15 protein-coding genes are annotated in these 18,004 nt (G+C 52.0%); 14 read left to right on the top strand and 1 reads right to left on the bottom strand.

Features of this window, described 5'->3' with window-relative positions; all coding sequences use genetic code 11:
- Window positions 1–85 precede the first annotated feature (85 nt).
- Window positions 86–2,266, bottom strand: coding sequence for a putative bifunctional diguanylate cyclase/phosphodiesterase (locus DQW12_RS06795; RefSeq protein ID WP_157957867.1), 2,181 nt, complete (start codon window positions 2,264–2,266; stop codon window positions 86–88).
- 218 nt (window positions 2,267–2,484) lie between these two features.
- On the opposite strand from DQW12_RS06795, the gene mraZ reads away from it, so the two are divergent.
- From mraZ to ftsA, 14 genes are read left to right on the top strand one after another with little or no spacing between them, the layout of a single operon-like run.
- Complete coding sequence (gene mraZ, locus DQW12_RS06800; RefSeq protein WP_113907076.1) at window positions 2,485–2,943, top strand: division/cell wall cluster transcriptional repressor MraZ; 459 nt, start codon at window positions 2,485–2,487, stop codon at window positions 2,941–2,943.
- Window positions 2,943–3,881 carry a 16S rRNA (cytosine(1402)-N(4))-methyltransferase RsmH gene (gene rsmH / locus DQW12_RS06805; RefSeq protein ID WP_113907077.1) on the top strand — a complete coding sequence of 313 codons (939 nt, stop codon included), beginning with the start codon at window positions 2,943–2,945 and terminating at the stop codon, window positions 3,879–3,881. Before mraZ ends, rsmH begins: the two co-directional genes overlap by 1 nt.
- Window positions 3,878–4,195 carry a cell division protein FtsL gene (gene ftsL, locus DQW12_RS06810; protein WP_113907078.1) on the top strand — a complete coding sequence of 106 codons (318 nt, stop codon included), beginning with the start codon at window positions 3,878–3,880 and terminating at the stop codon, window positions 4,193–4,195. The genes rsmH and ftsL overlap by 4 nt, the downstream gene beginning before the upstream one ends.
- Window positions 4,186–5,934: a penicillin-binding transpeptidase domain-containing protein gene (locus tag DQW12_RS06815; RefSeq protein ID WP_113907079.1), complete on the top strand. Its 1,749-nt coding sequence runs from the start codon at window positions 4,186–4,188 to the stop codon at window positions 5,932–5,934. The genes ftsL and DQW12_RS06815 overlap by 10 nt, the downstream gene beginning before the upstream one ends.
- The gene (locus DQW12_RS06820; protein WP_232819910.1) at window positions 5,927–7,393 is read left to right on the top strand and encodes a UDP-N-acetylmuramoyl-L-alanyl-D-glutamate--2,6-diaminopimelate ligase; all 1,467 of its coding nucleotides are present in this window, start codon (window positions 5,927–5,929) and stop codon (window positions 7,391–7,393) included. Before DQW12_RS06815 ends, DQW12_RS06820 begins: the two co-directional genes overlap by 8 nt.
- Window positions 7,386–8,870 (top strand): UDP-N-acetylmuramoyl-tripeptide--D-alanyl-D-alanine ligase, encoded by a 1,485-nt coding sequence (locus DQW12_RS06825; RefSeq protein WP_113907081.1) that lies wholly within the window; start codon window positions 7,386–7,388, stop codon window positions 8,868–8,870. The genes DQW12_RS06820 and DQW12_RS06825 overlap by 8 nt, the downstream gene beginning before the upstream one ends.
- A complete protein-coding gene (gene mraY / locus DQW12_RS06830; protein ID WP_113907082.1) occupies window positions 8,855–9,940 on the top strand; it encodes a phospho-N-acetylmuramoyl-pentapeptide-transferase in 1,086 nt (361 codons plus the stop codon). Before DQW12_RS06825 ends, mraY begins: the two co-directional genes overlap by 16 nt.
- A 26-nt stretch (window positions 9,941–9,966) precedes the next feature.
- Complete coding sequence (gene murD, locus DQW12_RS06835) at window positions 9,967–11,343, top strand: UDP-N-acetylmuramoyl-L-alanine--D-glutamate ligase (protein ID WP_113907083.1); 1,377 nt, start codon at window positions 9,967–9,969, stop codon at window positions 11,341–11,343.
- Complete coding sequence (gene ftsW, locus DQW12_RS06840; protein WP_113907084.1) at window positions 11,330–12,550, top strand: putative lipid II flippase FtsW; 1,221 nt, start codon at window positions 11,330–11,332, stop codon at window positions 12,548–12,550. The genes murD and ftsW overlap by 14 nt, the downstream gene beginning before the upstream one ends.
- A complete protein-coding gene (gene murG / locus DQW12_RS06845; protein WP_113907085.1) occupies window positions 12,547–13,623 on the top strand; it encodes an undecaprenyldiphospho-muramoylpentapeptide beta-N-acetylglucosaminyltransferase in 1,077 nt (358 codons plus the stop codon). Before ftsW ends, murG begins: the two co-directional genes overlap by 4 nt.
- Window positions 13,620–15,086: a UDP-N-acetylmuramate--L-alanine ligase gene (gene murC, locus DQW12_RS06850; RefSeq protein ID WP_113907086.1), complete on the top strand. Its 1,467-nt coding sequence runs from the start codon at window positions 13,620–13,622 to the stop codon at window positions 15,084–15,086. The genes murG and murC overlap by 4 nt, the downstream gene beginning before the upstream one ends.
- Window positions 15,086–16,012 carry a D-alanine--D-alanine ligase gene (locus tag DQW12_RS06855; RefSeq protein WP_113907245.1) on the top strand — a complete coding sequence of 309 codons (927 nt, stop codon included), beginning with the start codon at window positions 15,086–15,088 and terminating at the stop codon, window positions 16,010–16,012. Before murC ends, DQW12_RS06855 begins: the two co-directional genes overlap by 1 nt.
- Before the next feature lie 12 nt (window positions 16,013–16,024).
- A complete protein-coding gene (locus DQW12_RS06860; RefSeq protein WP_113907087.1) occupies window positions 16,025–16,753 on the top strand; it encodes a cell division protein FtsQ/DivIB in 729 nt (242 codons plus the stop codon).
- A 3-nt stretch (window positions 16,754–16,756) separates the two neighbouring features.
- Window positions 16,757–17,992, top strand: a complete 1,236-nt coding sequence (gene ftsA, locus DQW12_RS06865) for a cell division protein FtsA (protein ID WP_370444354.1) — start codon at window positions 16,757–16,759, stop codon at window positions 17,990–17,992.
- Window positions 17,993–18,004 lie beyond the last annotated feature (12 nt).

The raw sequence follows: 18,004 nt of genomic DNA on the forward strand, positions 1-18,004 counted from the left end.
AAATGCACGATTCAAGGGCCGATTTTATCTTAAGGGCGAGGAAGGATTATGAAGCTTTTGTGACAATTTCACCGCGGCAACGAGGTTACAGTTGGTAACGGTGGCTACTAATGCCAGTGTGTGGATTGAATTGCATGATCAGTTGGTCGAGCGGGAGCGGGCGAGCATAGTAATAACCTTGCTGAAAGGTACAATGTAGGGCGCGCAGTGCCGTGCCTTGTTGTTCGGTTTCAACGCCCTCAGCAACAATGTCGAGTTGCAATGCATGGCTCATTTCTATAACCGCTTTAACTAACGCTACCTGTTGTGTGTTACTCGGCACTTGATGCAAAAAGGCACGATCTATTTTCACTTGGCGTACGGGAAAATTACGCAAATAAGTGACCGATGAATAGCCTGTACCAAAGTCGTCGATGGCAAGGTTTATCCCTGTGCTCGCAAGTGCCTCAAGCATTTTATGTTGGCGCTCTTTATCGGGCATCAATATTGACTCGGTAATTTCAAAGGTAATACAGGAGCGTGGCACTTTGTATCGGTCTAGAGTATCGATCCACTGGTTTACAGCATTTGGATCGTTGAATTCCCGCGACGAGCGATTTACGGAGATCCGAAGCGGTAAATCGGCATTAATAAGGCGATGATAGTCTTGGCACACACGCTCGAGGACAAATTGACCAATTTCACGGATAGTGCCGGTTTTTTCTGCTACGGGAATAAAATGGGCCGGGCTAATTAGCCCCAACGTAGGGTGATGCCAGCGCACTAAAGCTTCAATAGCAACAATACTATTGGATTGGCTATGAATAATGGGTTGGTAGTGGACCGAGAATTGTTCGCGGTCGAGCCCCTTGAGAATCTCTTGGTGTAATTGTAAGTGTGATTCGGCTTGTTCACGCAACGACTCATTAAAAAAGTAAGAGGTGCCGCGGCCCGAGGACTTCGCGGCATACATAGCAAGGTCTGCATGTTTAAGTAAATCGCTCGCCGAGGTGCCATCGTTTGGAAAAACAGAAACACCGATAGAGGCTTGCATGAGCACATCGTGATTTTCAATGCTAAGAATGGGCTGTAATGCTCTAAAAATGTTATTTGCAATCACTTCTGCTTCAAAGGGTTCATTAAGGTCTGTAACCAGTACCACGAACTCGTCGCCGCCGAAACGAGCCACCACGTCGTTTAAGCGCACCGTGTTGCGAATGCGCTTGGCAACTTGCTGCAAAAGAATGTCGCCCGCTTCATGCCCTAAGGAGTCGTTAATTTCTTTAAAGTGATCAAGGTCGATAAACAAAATAGCAAAGGGTTTTGCTTTGCGATTTCCTTGCCGAACCAAGTCATTCAAATGCTGAACAAAGTAACTGCGATTGGGGAGCCCCGTAAGACTGTCGTATTGCGCTTGGTGGCTAATTGTAGCGAAGGCTGAACGCAACTTGCTAATGGTGTTCAATAACGCAAAGCTCAAAATGCTGAGCAATAGTGACACCACCAAACCGAGTGTCCACCAGCCGTAGTAGTGATAAAGCGGAGGTGCCCAGCGGCCTGAAATCGGTTGAGCGGCCAATACCCAATATCCTTGCGGTAAGGTGACCTGAGTGGTGAGTGGGTTTTGCTCCCATACTGTAGGGTTACCGCTAATAATAGGGCCTTTCTCACCACTGCCATTGGCTCCTCTTAGCGAGATAGTGAGCGAATCGGACTGATGAACACCGGCGTCATCGAGTAAGTGCTCGTAGTCGATGACTTGCGAAACAATACCCCAAAGGCTGCCGTCGTGTTGTGAGAAAACCGGTAGGCGGGCAATAAGTGCTGTGCCTCCTTGTACCAGTTCTATGGGACCATTAATGGTAATTTCACGGGCGGCGATTGCTTCTTGTACCGATTGGTATTGCCCGGGGCTGGTGCGATAGTCGAGCCCAATGGCGGCTTCGTTGCCGCTTTCTGGATAAATATGAGAAACAATGAGATTGGGCGCAATTGCAACGTGGCGTACATGCAGATCGTCGGATAATAAGGCTGCGGTGAGTTGATCAAAGCGTTCGCGGTCCACTTCTGCATTGAGCGAGAACTCAGCACGAAGGCTTCTCATACTGATCAAGTTCGCATTGATCAATCCTTCTAACTGCGCGCGAATACGCGAGAGTTCCTGCAATGCTGTAAAACGATTGTATTCAGTGTCTTGTTTTTGCTCGCTGAGAACAAAGCCTGCCACCACTACCAAGGTAATGAAAAACATGATCGCTGCAATAATAGAATTCGGCGATTTACGCAAAGCCACTGCCCCAAATATGCGTGAGTAATGCCCACGCTTGTAAACTAACCAATTGTATACCTTGTGTAAATAAAACACAGCCTTAATTCACGTTCATTTCGCTCACGTAAAACATCTTGTTTTTGCTTGACAGGTGAACGAAGTGACACCTAGACTGTATCGTTGTGGGGAAAAGTGGAGAAAAGTGGATCACTGGTGGATCCCGAGAATAAAACACTATGTTTCGTGGAGCGAGTTCACTCAGTCTAGATGACAAAGGTCGGTTGGCGATTCCTGCCAAATACCGCAGCCTTTTGACGCTTGATTGCGAAGGCAAATTAGTGTGCACGATTGATACCAAGCAACCGTGCCTTTTGCTGTATCCGCTGCCCGAATGGAAAGTGATTGAACAACGCTTAGCTGGATTTTCCAGCATGATCCCCGCAGAGCGTCGTATGCAGCGTTTGTTATTAGGGTATGCCGAAGACTGCGACATGGATAAAAACGGTCGTGTGCTGATTGCACCAACGCTTCGCCAACATGCAAACCTGAGCAAGAAGCTCATGTTGGTTGGGCAGCTCAATAAGTTTGAAATTTGGGACGAGCAAGCATGGCAAGACCAAATTGCAGCCGATATGGCCGCTGAACACGCAGACGACAATATACTTACTGATCGACTACAAGACTTTACATTATAATGGCCGAGACACCGCTCCATATACCGGTTCTACTCGCCGAGTCGATAGCAGGATTGGCGATTCAACCGGATCAATTGTACATCGATGCTACCTTTGGTCGGGGTGGGCACAGCCGTGCCATTTTATCGCAATTAAACGAATCTGGGCGCTTAATTTCATTGGATCGCGACCCTACCGCGGCGCAGGCTGCCGAACAGCTTGCCTATGACCCTCGCTTTGAATTTATTCACACCTCTTTTTCTGCACTCCCCCACATTGTTGCAGAACGAAACTTAACGGGCCGCGTGGCTGGTATTCTATTTGATCTTGGCGTGTCTTCCCCACAATTAGACGACGCTGAACGCGGATTTAGCTTTATGCACGACGGCCCACTCGACATGCGAATGAACCCAACGGAAGGGCAGTCGGCAGCAGAATGGTTAGCGACCGCTAGCCAAGACGAAATGGCGGATGTTTTCCGCCACTATGGTGAAGAGCGCTACGCTGGTCGTATTGCACGCACTATTGTCGAGCGCCGAGACTTACAGCCGCTAACGCGTACGAGTGAACTGGCCAAACTCGTGGCCAGCGTTAGTCCGTCGAAAGAACGCCACAAACATCCGGCTACTCGCGTGTTTCAGGCGGTTCGTATTCACGTTAACCGCGAGCTTGATGAAGCGCGCGACGCCCTTGCTGCAGCAGTAGAAGCACTGCAGCCCGGTGGTCGATTAGCGGTGATTAGCTTCCATAGTTTAGAAGACCGCCTCACCAAGCTGTTCATGCGTAAAGAAAGCGAGCGCCCGCAGTTGCCGCCCGGTTTACCGTTGCGAGACGATGAAATTGAAGACAACCGCCGTTTAATTACAGTGGGCAAAGCCATTAAACCGAGTGCAGAGGAGATTCAGCGCAACCCGCGCTGCCGCAGCTCTGTGTTACGGGTAGCGGAGCGTTTACCATGAAGCTACCTATTCATACACACTTATTGGTTGAGATGTTACGAGACCTCAACCGTTACCGGGGCTTGGTATTTTGGACGGCGCTAGCAGTGGCTAGCGCCTTAGTCGTTGTATTTCAGGCGCACCAATATCGCGAACTTATGGCTGAGCGGGAGACATTATTAAAAGCACGCGATGCACTCGATGTGGAATGGCGTCACCTCACGGTTGAGCAAAATGCGTTGTCGGAACATAGCCGCATTGAACAGTTGGCATTGCGCCAACTCAACATGCAGCGTCCGACCGAAGCGCAGGAGGTGTTGGTGCCATGGCGATAAAACGGAACCAGAAAATATTACGGCCTGAACCTATGAAGGGTCGGTTTGTATTGGTGCTGATTGGCTTGGGCTTTGTTTTTTCAGCATTGGTCGCACGAGCCGCTTACATTCAGGTGATAGAGCCGGATCGGTTGCGTCACGAAGGTGATTTACGCTCACTACGAGTGAGCGAAGAGCGGGTACAGCGCGGGACTATATCGGACCGCAATGGTATTGAGTTAGCCGTGAGTGTGCCGGTGCACACGGTATGGGCCGACCCGAAAGTTATTCACGAACAGAATGGTCTTGCCGACGAGCGTCGTTGGCGTGCGCTGGCCGAGGTTATTCAAACCCCGGTAGCGCAATTATTAAGTAAAGTAGACAATCCTGAACGCCGTTTCGTGTACCTTCAGCGCATGGTGACACCGGGCGTGGCGAATTATGTACGCGAGCTTGGTATTCCGGGGGTGTCGTTAAAAGAAGAGTCGCGCCGCTATTACCCTGCAGGTGAGATTTCGGCGCATGTAGTGGGTATTACCAATATTGACGGGCAAGGTTTAGACGGCGTGGAAGCAGTTTACGATTCACTTTTGATTGGCACGCCGGGCCAGCGCCGTTATCGCCGTGACGGTTCGGGCCGTGTGATTGAAGAGCTCGAAGTTATTGCAGCACAACCCCCACAGTCGCTGCGACTCAGTATTGATCAGCGCGTACAAGCCGTAGCTTACCGTGAACTGAAACGTGCGGTGAGTTACCACCAAGCCACGTCAGGTTCGGTGGTGGTTGTGGATGTGCGCACCGGCGAAGTCTTGGCCATGGTGAACAGCCCTTCATATAACCCAAATAACCGCACCGGCGTGGAACCGCATCAGCTGCGCAATAGAGCCATAGCCGACACCTTTGAGCCGGGTTCTACCGTTAAGCCGCTCGTGATTCTAGAAGCCCTCGACAGCGGCGAAATGACCGCGGAGAGCTTGATTAATACCAGTCCCGGCTGGATGAATGTCGGTGGTCGTCGCGTGCAAGATTTACGTAACGAAGGCGAGCTTTCCTTAGCCGGTATCTTGGCGCGTTCAAGCAACGTTGGCACCAGTAAAATCGCGCTGTCGGTAGGTATAGACGAGCTCTTAGAGAATTATTACGCCGCTGGTTTTGGTACTGACACAGGCATTAATTTGTTGGGCGAGAGTATGGGGCAAATGCGCCACCGTACACGCTGGTCAGACTTTGAAGTGGCTGCCCTCTCCTATGGTTATGGAATCAGTACCACCACGCTGCAGCTCGCACGCATGTACGCCACCATTGGTAACGGCGGAATGCAAGTTCCGCTTACTATCATTGCCCAAGAGCAGGCACCAGCAGGGCGGCGGGTATTTTCTGCTGAGCATAGCCAGCAAGTGCTCGAAATGATGGAGCAGGTTACCGCCGACGGGGGAACCGGAACACGGGCACGAGTACCGGGTTATCGCGTGGCGGGGAAAACCGGTACCACGCGTAAGGCCGTGGCTGGAGGTTATGGCGACGAGTATGTTGGCTTGTTTGCCGGTGTGCTGCCGGTCTCTTCACCCGACTTAGCTATTGCCGTGATGATCAATGAACCTGCGGGCGACAGCTATCATGGTGGTTCAGTGGCCGCGCCCGTGTTTGCAGCCATTGCCGAACAGACCGTGCGCATTTTGAATATTGCTCCCGACAACCTCAATGGGCAAGGGTTAAGAACCGCAAGCTTTGTAGGAGGTGTCCGCGATGTTGATGAGTGATTTACTATCGCATCTGCGACTGCCTGAGCATGCGCAGTTGCAGGCTCTTACCGTTACCGGCTTAAAACTCGATTCGAGAAAAGTAACGCCAGGTGATGCTTTTATTGCTGTGCCGGGCTACCAAACCGACGGCCGTGAATATATCAGCGCTGCGATTGCCGCTGGTGCACGAGTGGTGCTGAGTGAAGGCCACAAATTAGCCGTGCAGGAGCACGCCGGGGTTCCGGTGTTGTCGATACCCAATTTACGTTCACAGGTGTCGGATATTGCGGGAGCATTCTTTGACCAACCGTCACGTAAGCTGCGCTTGTGTGGCGTAACCGGTACCAATGGAAAAACTACCGTAAGCCATTTGTTAGGCCAACTTTGGCATGCCATCGAGCCGCCAGCGGCAGTGATGGGCACCGTTGGTAGCGGCATTGTGTCGCAGCTCATTCCCGAAGCGCTCACCACACCCGACGGCGTAACCGTACAACAACGGTTAGCGAGCTTTGTGGCTGAGGGCGCACGTTCGGTGGTGATGGAAGTGTCGTCGCATGCACTCGACCAAGGCCGCGTGGAAGGTTTGCATTTTCACACGGTGATCGCCACCAATGTTAGCCGTGATCACCTTGACTACCACGGCACGATGAAAGCCTATGCCGCCGCCAAAGGGCGTTTATTTACCGACTTTCCAGCCGCAGTGCGGGTATTTAACGCCGACGATAAAATAGTTGCGGGTTGGGGCAGCCTTGATGATTACTGGTATAGCCTACAACCGAGTTTAGCGGGTCGAGCGCGTACCTTGGTGGCGAGCAACATTCAATACACCCATTCAGGCACCCGTTTAACCTTAAATTGGGAACATGAAAGTGTGCGCGTGGAGAGCCCACTGCTTGGCGCCTTCAACGTGTCGAATTTACTTGCTGCCGCTACCGCAGTGTTAGCGAATAAGGTGCCATTGTCGCGCGTTGCTGAGCTGATCGAGCATTTACAGTCAGTACCCGGCCGCATGGAAACCTTCGCATTACCCAATGGCGCGCTGGCAATTGTCGATTACGCCCACACCCCAGACGCGCTGCAGCATGTGCTGCAAGCGGCTCGTAATCATTGCAGCGGAAAACTTTGGGCGCTGTTTGGTTGTGGTGGTGACCGCGACCGCGGGAAACGCCCTCAAATGGGGCAGGTAGCGGCTCAATATGCAGACATCAGTGTGGTAACCGACGACAACCCGCGTACTGAAGCGCCAGAGCAGATTATCGATGACATTATTTCCGGTATGCCCCATGAGGCAGAAATTATTCGTCAGCCTGGTCGTGCTGGCGCGGTGCAATTTGCATTGCAGAGCGCAAAACATGGAGATGTTGTTGTCTGTGCAGGCAAGGGGCATGAAACCTATCAACTGATCGGCTCGCGTACTGAGCACTATGACGAGCGCGCTTATGTGGCACAACTCGCAGAGGACCTTCGCCATGATTAACGTGTCGTTGCAGTGGGTATGCGAGCAGATTAACGGCGAGTTAACGGCGAATAGTACGAGCGAGCCGAACTTTGAGAATGCGTGTGTTGGAAACGCGTGTATTGGAAACGCTTGTATTGGAAACGTAAGCATTGATAGCCGCGCGGTGCAGCCAGGCGACCTGTTTATTTGTATTCGTGGGCCTAAGTTCGATGGGCATGATTATGTTAGCCAAGCTGAGGAAGCCGGGGCGACAGCCATTGTCACCGAGCGAGAACTTACCACCACTCTGCCACAAATTCGGGTGGCAAACACGCATCAGGCACTTGGCGCCTTAGCCGCGGCGGTGAAGCGCACGGTTGCGCCGAAAACCATCGCTATTACCGGCAGCAGTGGTAAAACGACAGTGAAAGAAATGGTGGCGAGTATTCTTCGCCAGCAAGGGCAGGTGTTAGCTACTGCCGGTAATTTTAATAACGACATTGGTGTTCCGTTAACCTTGCTAAGGCTAACCGAGGAACATGAATTTGCGGTGATTGAGCTCGGTGCCAACCATCGCGGTGAAATTGCCTATACCACAGGTTTAACGCGCCCAGACGTAGCGCTAATCAATAATGTAGCACCCGCCCATGTGGAAGGTTTTGGCGATATTTGTGGCGTTTGTAAGGCGAAAACCGAGATTTTTAAAGGGCTTGATCCAAAAGGCGTGGCGGTAACCTGGGCCGACTCCGACTTTCATTCATTCTGGCTAAAGGCCCTAGCAGGGCGCAATCACATCACGTTTTCGGCTAAACCTACTCCGCCAACAGGCAACGCGGAAGACCGTGCAAGTGTGTGGGCTGAGAACATTGAATTGAATAACAGTGGCTGTGCCACCTTTACCCTTCGTACTGAGTCTCTGAGCGGTAAGGTAGAGCTTACCGTACCGGGTTTGCATAACGTGAACAATGCGCTTGCGGCCGCAACCTGCTGCTTGGCACTCGCGGTTCCATTGGAGCAAATCATTTATGGGCTCGCTGCGGTGCAACCGGTACCGGGCCGTATGTGGGTACACCAACCTTATGCCGGCGTGCGGGTCATTGATGATACTTACAACGCTAACGTGGGCTCTGCAAAAGCGGCCTTAGACGTGCTCGCAAGCTTGCCGGGTCGCCGCATTTTTGTACTTGGCGACATGGGTGAATTAGGCGAACAAGCACGTGCATACCATGCGGAGATCGGCGCGTATGCCATTACTGCCGGTATTGATGGCCTGTATACCATAGGGGTGCTTAGCCAAAGTGCCAGCGAAGTGTTCAATGGCCACGGTGGTCGCCATTTTGAGCACCAGCAGGGTGTGGTGAGAGCATTAGGTCAAGCTATTGAAGATGCACAACAACATCAGCACGAACTCACCATTCTAGTGAAAGGATCGCGAAGCGCGCAAATGGAGAACGTGGTGAAGGGGCTGCTTGAACAAAACAATAATAAAGGAAGTGCAGCATGTTCATTTGGCTAGCTGAATATTTACAAACCAATGTGGCATCGGCCTTTAACGTGCTGCAGTATCTCACCATGCGCTCTATTTTGAGTATTCTCACCGCGCTCATTGTGTCGCTTTGGTGTGGGCCCCTGTTAATCCGCAAATTGCAGCAACTGCAGATGGGCCAAGTTGTGCGTAACGACGGTCCCGAAAGCCATTTGGTTAAAACCGGCACGCCAACCATGGGCGGGTTGTTGATCTTGGGGTCCATTTTGCTCTCAGTGCTGCTGTGGACTGATCTAACCAATCGTTATATTTGGGCGGTGCTGGTGGTGCTATTGGGCTTCGGGTTGGTTGGGTTTATTGACGACTACCGTAAAGTAATTCGCAAAGACCCACGCGGTTTACCTGGCCGTTGGAAATATTTTTGGCAATCGGTTATTGCCGGCGGTGTAGCGGTGTATTTGTATTACTCGGCACTGCAACCAGCAGAAACGGCGTTACTGATTCCCTTCTTTAAAGACGTAATGCCGCAACTCGGTTTGGGTTACTTATTACTTGCTTACTTTGTCATGGTGGGCACAAGTAACGCTGTAAACCTCACTGATGGCCTCGACGGCCTAGCGATAATGCCAACTATTATGGTGGCGGGCGCGTTAGCGGTATTTGCTTATGTAACCGGCAACGTGAATTTCTCCGCCTATTTGCAAATTCCCTATATTCCCGAAGCGGCGGAACTTACTATTGTGTGCGCAGCCATTGTCGGCGCTGGGCTGGGTTTTTTATGGTTTAACACCTACCCGGCACAAGTATTTATGGGCGATGTCGGGTCGTTAGCGCTTGGCGGCATGTTGGGGCTCATTGCAGTGTTGGTGCGCCAAGAGCTGGTGTTGGTGATCATGGGGGGGGTATTTGTGATGGAAACCGTATCGGTGATGTTGCAAGTCGGTTCCTACAAACTGCGCGGCAAACGCATTTTCCGCATGGCACCCATTCATCACCACTACGAATTGAAAGGCTGGCCGGAACCGCGAGTAATTGTAAGGTTTTGGATTCTTTCACTTATTTTTGTACTGATTGGTTTGGCAACGTTGAAATTACGATAAACAAACAGGGTTTAAACGGTAACACTATGGAACGCAATTTAGCACATTATCAAACGGTAGCAGTGGCTGGCTTTGGCCAGACTGGTGCTTCGTGTGCGCGTTTCTTATTGCGACAGGGAATTACGCCGTTGTTAATGGATTCTCGGCAGTTGCCTCCGGGGTTGCAGGGTAATGAAGCCTTGCTTGAGCGCTGTGAATGTTATTTTGGTGGTTTTGTGGCTGAACAGGTGCTGAGCGCGGATCTGATTATTGTGAGCCCCGGTCTGGACACGCGAACGGGGCCACTGCGCATGGCGGCGGATGCCGGCATTCCGCTTATTTCGGATATTGAGCTGTTCGCTTGGTATGTTGCAGTGCCTGTGGTGGCGGTGACTGGCTCGAACGGTAAGTCAACAGTCACGGAATTAACCCGCTATTTGTTAGAACAAAGCGGTAAACGTGCAGCCATGGGCGGTAACATTGGTGTGCCCGCGCTCGACTTGCTGGACCCTGAAGTTAATTACGATTGCATTGTACTCGAGCTTTCGAGTTTTCAGCTTGAACTGACCGAAACGTTGGCACTTGAAGCGGCTTGTATTCTGAATATTAGCCCCGACCATCTTGACCGCTACGACGACGAGCGCAGTTACCAACGCGCTAAACATCGTATTTATCGAAACGCTCGTTATCGGGTGTGGAACAGCGACGATCCGTTGACTAAACCGAGAAAAACGGCGGAAGCGAAAGCAGCAGTGACTGCGGTGAAAAGCCGCATGCTGAAGTTTGGCAGCGGAGCAAACCCGGATGGCTTGGGCTTGCAGCATGATGGCAGCCAACATTGGTTGAGCTGGCGCGGTATGCGATTACTGCAAACCGATCAACTTCCGCTAGCCGGTAAACACAATTGGCTGAATGTGATGGCCGCTTTAGGGCTCTGCCATGCGCTAGAGCTTGATCCGAGTGACGCACTAAAACTTATTCAGGGCTTTAAACCGCTGGCGCACCGTTGTGAAGTGGTGAAACAGCAATTTGGCGTGCGTTGGATTGATGACTCAAAAGCAACGAATGTGGGTGCCACGGTTGCGGCCATTGAAGGGTTGCGTGCCGACGTAAAAGGAAGACTGGTGTTAATTGCGGGCGGTGATGCGAAAGGTGCGGATATGCGCCTACTCGACGACCCACTGCGCAAAGTAGATTTATTGATTACCTTGGGCCGTGACGGTGATCGCATCGCAGGGCTGCGCGCCGACGCAGTGAAAGTCGACTCATTACCTGCGGCGGTAGAGTACGCTTACCACTATGCCCGTGCAGGCGACACAGTGTTACTTTCGCCGGCCTGTGCAAGCCTCGATATGTTTAATGATTACCGGCACCGCGGTCAGGTGTTCCGGCAAGCTGTGGAGGCCCGCTATGCGACCTCATGAACAGCAACTTGAACTGAGTATGCAGAGCACGGTGAGCTGGCGCGACAGTGTGATAGCTTTTTGGCACGGCGGTAACGATCAACAAAGCCTCGACCGTATGTTGATGTGGGCTGTGTTTTTCTTGCTCGGGCTAGGCTTTGTGATGGTGGCGTCGGCGTCGATGCCCGTGGCCGAACGCTTAACGGGTAACCCGTTTTATTTTGTTGCCCGCCACAGCTTTTACATTTTGTTGAGCCTTGTGGGAATGACCACGGTAATGCTGTTACCCACCCAGTTTATTGATCGCTTCAACGGGATTCTTTGTGTAATAGCGTTGGCATTACTGCTTGCTGTTTTGCTCATAGGGCACGAAGTAAATGGCGCCACACGCTGGATTCGTATTGGCCCCATGACCTTGCAAGCGGCGGAATTTGCCAAGCTCTTTTTCTTTATTTTTCTCGCCAGTTACTTAAATCGGCGGCACGACGAAGTACGCAAGAATTGGCGCGGGTTTGTGAAGGCGCTCGCTGTTATGGCGCTCATGAGCTTTATGCTGCTGTTACAGCCTGATTTAGGCACAGTCGTGGTGCTCTCAGTTACCGCCATGTTAATGCTCTTTATTGCGGGTGCGCGCATTCCCCACTTTTTAGCTTTGGGAATTACCATGGTTGTGTTGTTTGTGGTGTTGGTTATTGTTGAGCCTTATCGCATGCGCCGCGTGACCTCCTTTTTAGACCCTTGGCAAGACCCGTTTGGCAGTGGTTATCAACTTACTCAGTCGTTAATGGCCTTCGGCCGCGGTGATCTTACCGGGCAGGGGTTGGGCAACAGTATTCAGAAACTGCAGTTTTTACCCGAAGCGCATACCGACTTTATTCTGGCAGTAATTGGCGAAGAACTTGGCTTTATTGGCGTAGTGGCCACGATTTCGCTGCTTATGGTGGTGGTGATTAAAGCCTTGTTGCTTGGCCAACGTGCGCTGCGGCAAAACCACGCTTTTGGTGGCTACCTTGCACACGGTATTGGCATTTGGTTTTTCTTTCAGGGCGCGGTGAATATGGGCGCTGCTGCTGGGCTTATTCCAACCAAAGGATTAACCATGCCGCTGGTGAGTTATGGGGGCAGTAGCTTGCTTGCCATGACGGCCGCTGTCGGTTTGTTGCTGCGTATCGATTACGAAGTAAGAACGGGCTATCGCAGCGCCACCGAAAAAGGAGGCTCGCAATGAAACATGTATTAATTACAGCGGGTGGAACCGGTGGCCATGTTTTTCCGGCTTTAGCGGTAGCAGACGAATTGAAAGCCAGTGGCTGGCAAGTGAGTTGGCTAGGCACCGCAGACCGGATAGAAGCGCGGGTAGTGCCAGCAGCTGGATATCACTTTATTGGAGTGGCACAGGAAGGGTTGCGCGGAAAAGGTTTACTCGGATGGCTGTTTGCCCCCTTCCGTTTAGTGCGCTCAGTGTTTAGAATGCGCGGCCATTTAAAGGCATTGCAGCCAGACGTGGTACTTGGTTTTGGCGGCTATACCGCCGGGCCAGCGGGATTGGCAGCATGGAGCAAGTCAATTCCGTTGATTATTCATGAGCAGAATGCGGTCGCAGGGCTCACGAACCGGCTTTTGGCGCGCTTTGCGGGCAAAGTATTACTTGGTTTTGTAGATGCTGCACAGCAGTTGCCGAAAAGTGAATTGGTTGGCAACCCAGTACGGGAGGCAATTTCCGCCCTAGCCGCACAGCCTGTTCGGTCGCCAACGAGCCCATTTCAAGTGCTGATTGTTGGGGGAAGCCTCGGTGCACAGCACTTAAATGAAGTAATGCCCGAAGTGGTGAGCGGTTGGCAAGGCCCCGCATTAGCGATTACCCACCAAACCGGCGCGGGTAAGCAGGAAAAAGTGGCATTGGCCTATGGTGGGCGAGAAAACGTTACTGTTACCGAATTTATAGACGATATGGCAGCGGCCTATGCAACTGCCGATTTAGTGATTTGTCGAGCGGGCGCACTGACCTGCAGCGAACTCGCCTGTGCTGGTGTCGCGAGCATTTTGGTGCCCTATCCGCATGCGGTTGACAATCATCAACTGATGAATGCCAAGTCTCTGAGCCAAGCGGGGGGCGCATTGGTTATTGAACAAACTAATTTTGTGACGAGTGAAGTACATAGGGTGCTGTTAAATCTCGTTACTGAACCTAAACAAGTCGAAGCGATGGCTGTGAACGCACGCTCGGTGGCGGCAGCAGATGCTGCCAAGCGCGTCGCTTTAATCTGTAATGAACACGTAGCAAAGCGGGGCCAGAAATGATGTCGGCAGCGAAGCAACCTTTTACCCTCGTGAACGTGCCGGAGATGCGCCGCGTTCGACGGATCCATTTCGTTGGCATAGGTGGTGCCGGCATGGCGGGTATTGCGGAAGTGTTGCTGAATCAAGGCTATCAAGTGTCGGGCTCTGACATTGCGGAGAACGCCAATACCCAGCGGTTACGGAAACTGGGCGCGCAGATTGCAATGGGCCACGACGCCGCGCATGTGGCAACGGCCAGCGTGGTCGTGGTGTCCACCGCAATTCACGGGTCTAATCCAGAATTGTTGGCGGCGCAAGAGCTACTTATTCCGGTGGTACGGCGTGCAGAAATGTTGGCCGAGCTGATGCGTTTTCGGCACGGTATTGCGGTTGCGGGCACCCACGGGAAAACCACAACCACCAGCTTAATTGCGAGTATTTTTGCCGAAGCAGGCAGCGACCCTACATTTGTAATTGGCGGCTTGTTAAATAGCGCCGGCAGCAATGCACGTCTCGGCAACAGCAAATACCTGATTGCCGAAGCCGACGAAAGTGATGCGTCGTTTTTGCATTTACAACCTATGGTAGCAGTAGTCACCAATATTGAAGCGGACCACATGGACACCTACCAAGGTGACTTTAATCGGGTGCAAGACACCTTTGTGGACTTCTTACATAATTTGCCGTTTTACGGACTTGCGGTGCTCTGTATTGACGACCCGGTAATTCAAGGGCTGCTGCAAAGGGTTGGCCGACAAATAACGACTTATGGCTTTACTGAGGGTGCAGACATACAAGCCGTGCAGTATCAGCAGAAGGGTAACCAAAGTAGCTTTACCGTGTTACGGCGTGGAAGTACGCCGCTAGCGGTCGAGTTGAATTTGCCGGGGCGTCACAACGCACTCAACGCACTTGCAGCAATAGCAGTAGCCACCGACGAAGGGCTAAATGATGAAGCCATTGTAGCGGCCTTGGCAAAGTTTGAGGGCATTGGTCGGCGGTTTCAGCACTACGGTGAATACCCTTGTGAGCAAGGCAGTGTAATGCTGGTTGACGACTATGGTCACCACCCCTCGGAAGTGGCTGCGACCATTGCGGCGGTGCGCGCGGGCTGGCCGGAACGCCGGTTGGTTATGTGCTTTCAACCGCACCGTTTTTCGCGCACGCGGGATCTTTACGAAGACTTTGTTGACGTGTTGGTGGAGCCGGAGCAGTTGCTGCTACTTGAAGTCTACAGTGCCGGTGAAGAGCCTATACCGGGTGCCGATAGTCGTTCGTTATGCCGCTCTATTCGCCAGCGTGGGCAAGCGGAACCACTGTACGTGAAAGCGCCTGAACAGCTGGCAGAAATTCTAGCCGACGTTGTGCAGCCGGGCGATATTGTGCTCACCCAAGGGGCCGGGAATGTGGGCGCCATTGCGCGCACCTTGGCTGAGTTACAGTTAGATCGTGAACGCATGCGTGCAGCAGGAGGCCCATTATGATGGCGTACAAAGGTCGTGTGGCGTTGCTTGCGGGTGGTAGTTCTGCGGAACGAGAAATTTCCTTGCGCTCGGGCCGTGCTATTGAAGCCGCGTTGCTGGAAGCCGGCGTAGACGTGTTGTGGTTTGACCCTGCCGAACAAGACATAACGACATTGGCGCAAATGAACGTGCGCTCGGCCTTTATTGCGTTGCATGGCCGCGGAGGTGAAGACGGCCAAGTACAGGCTGTGTTGAAACACCTGGGCATTCCGTTTACCGGCTCCGACGTGCTGGCCTGCGCTTTGGCCATGGACAAATCACGAACGAAGGCGCTGTGGAAAGGCATGGGGTTGCCGACGGCAGAAGCAAGAACAATACATGCGCATAATATTGCAAGCCTGAATACTGAAGCATTGATGGCTGAGCTTGGTGGTAAGGTTATGGTGAAGCCGGCACACGAGGGCTCTAGCATTGGGATGTCAAAGGCAGAAAATGCTGCAGAGCTTTCTGCAGCGCTGCAACAAGCGGCGCAATACGACGGTGAGATTTTAATAGAGCGTTGGCTCAGCGGCCCCGAATATACCGTGGGTATTTTAGGTGATGAAGCGTTACCTGCAATTCGAGTGAATACGCCGAACGGTTTTTATGACTTTAACGCTAAGTATGAAAGTAATAGCACCGAATATGTGTGCCCTGCAGGGCTAGATGAAGCCACCGAGCAAGCTGTGCGAGCGTTAGCACTCAGTGCGTTTCATGCGGTGGGCGCCAGTGGCTGGGGCCGTGTCGACTTAATGCTCGACAACGACGGTAGCATGCAGCTGCTGGAGATTAACTTGGTGCCGGGGATGACCGCAAAGAGCCTCGTGCCGATGGCTGCACAGCAATATGGTTTGAGTTTTAAACAGTTGGTGTTGCGCTTGTTAGCAACCGCAGATACCAGCGAGTAAAGGGTGAATGCAGTGTCCAGGTCAAGCAAGATTGAATTCTGGGCGGGTGTAAGCGCATTTTTGGTGATTGTAAGTGCGCTTATTGGTATGACCCTGTGGTTGGCGAAAACGCTGGTGAACGAAGACTTAGTTCCGTTTACCGGTGTGATTATTCAAGGCGAGCGCCAGTACACTGCCGACAGCGACGTGGTACAGGTGCTTACGCAAACGCCAGTGGGGAGTTTTTTTGCCGCAGATGCGGAGTATTTAAGGCAGCGCTTAGAAACATTGCCGTGGGTCTATTCTGTGAGTGTGCGTAAGGAATGGCCGTCTACGTTACGCGTGTTTATTGTGGAGCAAGTGCCGGTCGCAATTTGGAATGGCACTGAGTTATTGAATCAAGACGGTGAGCGCTTTGTAGGAGAAGTGGAGCGTGTGCGGGAAAGTTTACCCAAACTTGAGGGGCCTAATCCGCATGTTGCAGAAGTTTTTCGCCAGTACCGCGACATACAGCTGCTACTGGCGCGCAATAACCACAACATTGAGCGCTTTATTTTAAGTGAACGTTTTGCGACACGGGTGTGGTTAACGTCGGGAATAGAGCTTCGGTTGGGGCGCGAGTCGCAATTGGAGCGGGTGCAACGCTTTATGGATTTATTGCCGACCATTGAAATGGAAAGCACGAAGGGCGTTGCTTATGTCGATTTAAGGTATGACACTGGCTTAGCGGTTGGGTGGCATGAAACACAACCAGGTGAATAAAACATGATAGTAAAAACAGAAGAAGAGAACATGATTGTAAGCCTGGACGTTGGCACCAGTAAGGTTACGGCGCTCATTGGCGAGATCATGCCCGACGGCGAGCTTAGTGTTATCGGGGTTGGGGTAACTGCCTCGCGGGGTATGGACAAAGGTGGTGTAAACGACTTGAACCTTGTGGTGCAGTCGATCCAACGCGCAATAAACGAAGCGGAACTGATGGCCGACTGTCGTGCTTCTACTGTTTATTTAAATATATCGGGCCGCCACATTGGTTGTCAGAACGAAAACGGTATGGTGCCGATTAACGACGTAGAAGTAACCCAGGAAGACGTGGAAAGTGTTATTCATGCGGCTAAGTCAGTACCGATTGCGCAAGAGCGTCGAATTTTGCATGTACTGCCGCAGGAGTTTGTGATCGACTCGCAAGAAAGTATCAAAAGCCCAATTGGTATGTCGGGTGTGCGTATGGAAGCTCGTGTTCATATTATTACCTGCGCCAACGACATGGCGAAGAATATTGTGAAGGCTGTTGAGCGCTGCGGGTTGCAAGTTGAAAGTCTGATTTTTTCGGCATTGGCCTCGAGCCATGCGGTACTCACCGACGACGAAAAAGAGTTGGGCGTTGCGCTGGTGGATATGGGCGGCGGAACCATTGATATTTGCTTGTTTGCGGGCGGTGTTTTGCGCCACACGGCAGTGATACCGGTTGCAGGCAACCAAGTCACCAATGATATTGCCAAAATTTTCCGTACCCCATTGGGTCACGCTGAAGACATTAAAGTGCAATACGCCTGTGCATTACGGCAAATGGTAAGTATGGAAGACACCATTGAAGTTCCGTCTGTGGGTGGTCGGCCGTCGCGCGTGATGAGTCGACACACACTGGCGGAAGTAGTAGAGCCGCGCTACCAAGAGCTGTTTGAGTTGGTGCGCGACGAAATAGAAAAAAGTGGGCTCGACGAACAAATAGCTGCGGGTGTGGTACTTACCGGCGGTACAAGCAAAATGGAAGGGGCAATAGAATTTGCCGAGGAAGTATTCCAAATGCCAGTGCGTTTGGGTGGTCCATTGCGGGTCAAAGGCCTTACCGACTATGTCAGTGAGCCTGAGTACGCAACTAGCGTTGGGCTGTTAAGGTTTGGTCAATTGGAACTAGCAGAGCAAGCAAAAGAGCGGAGTCGTCACCAGCAGTCGCGGGTGTGGCAACGGATAAAAAGCTGGTTTCGAGGTGAGTTTTAATTTTTGGGGTAA

The sequence above is a fragment of the Aliidiomarina celeris genome (assembly GCF_003316875.1).
Taxonomy (GTDB): Bacteria; Pseudomonadota; Gammaproteobacteria; order Enterobacterales; family Alteromonadaceae; genus Aliidiomarina; species Aliidiomarina celeris.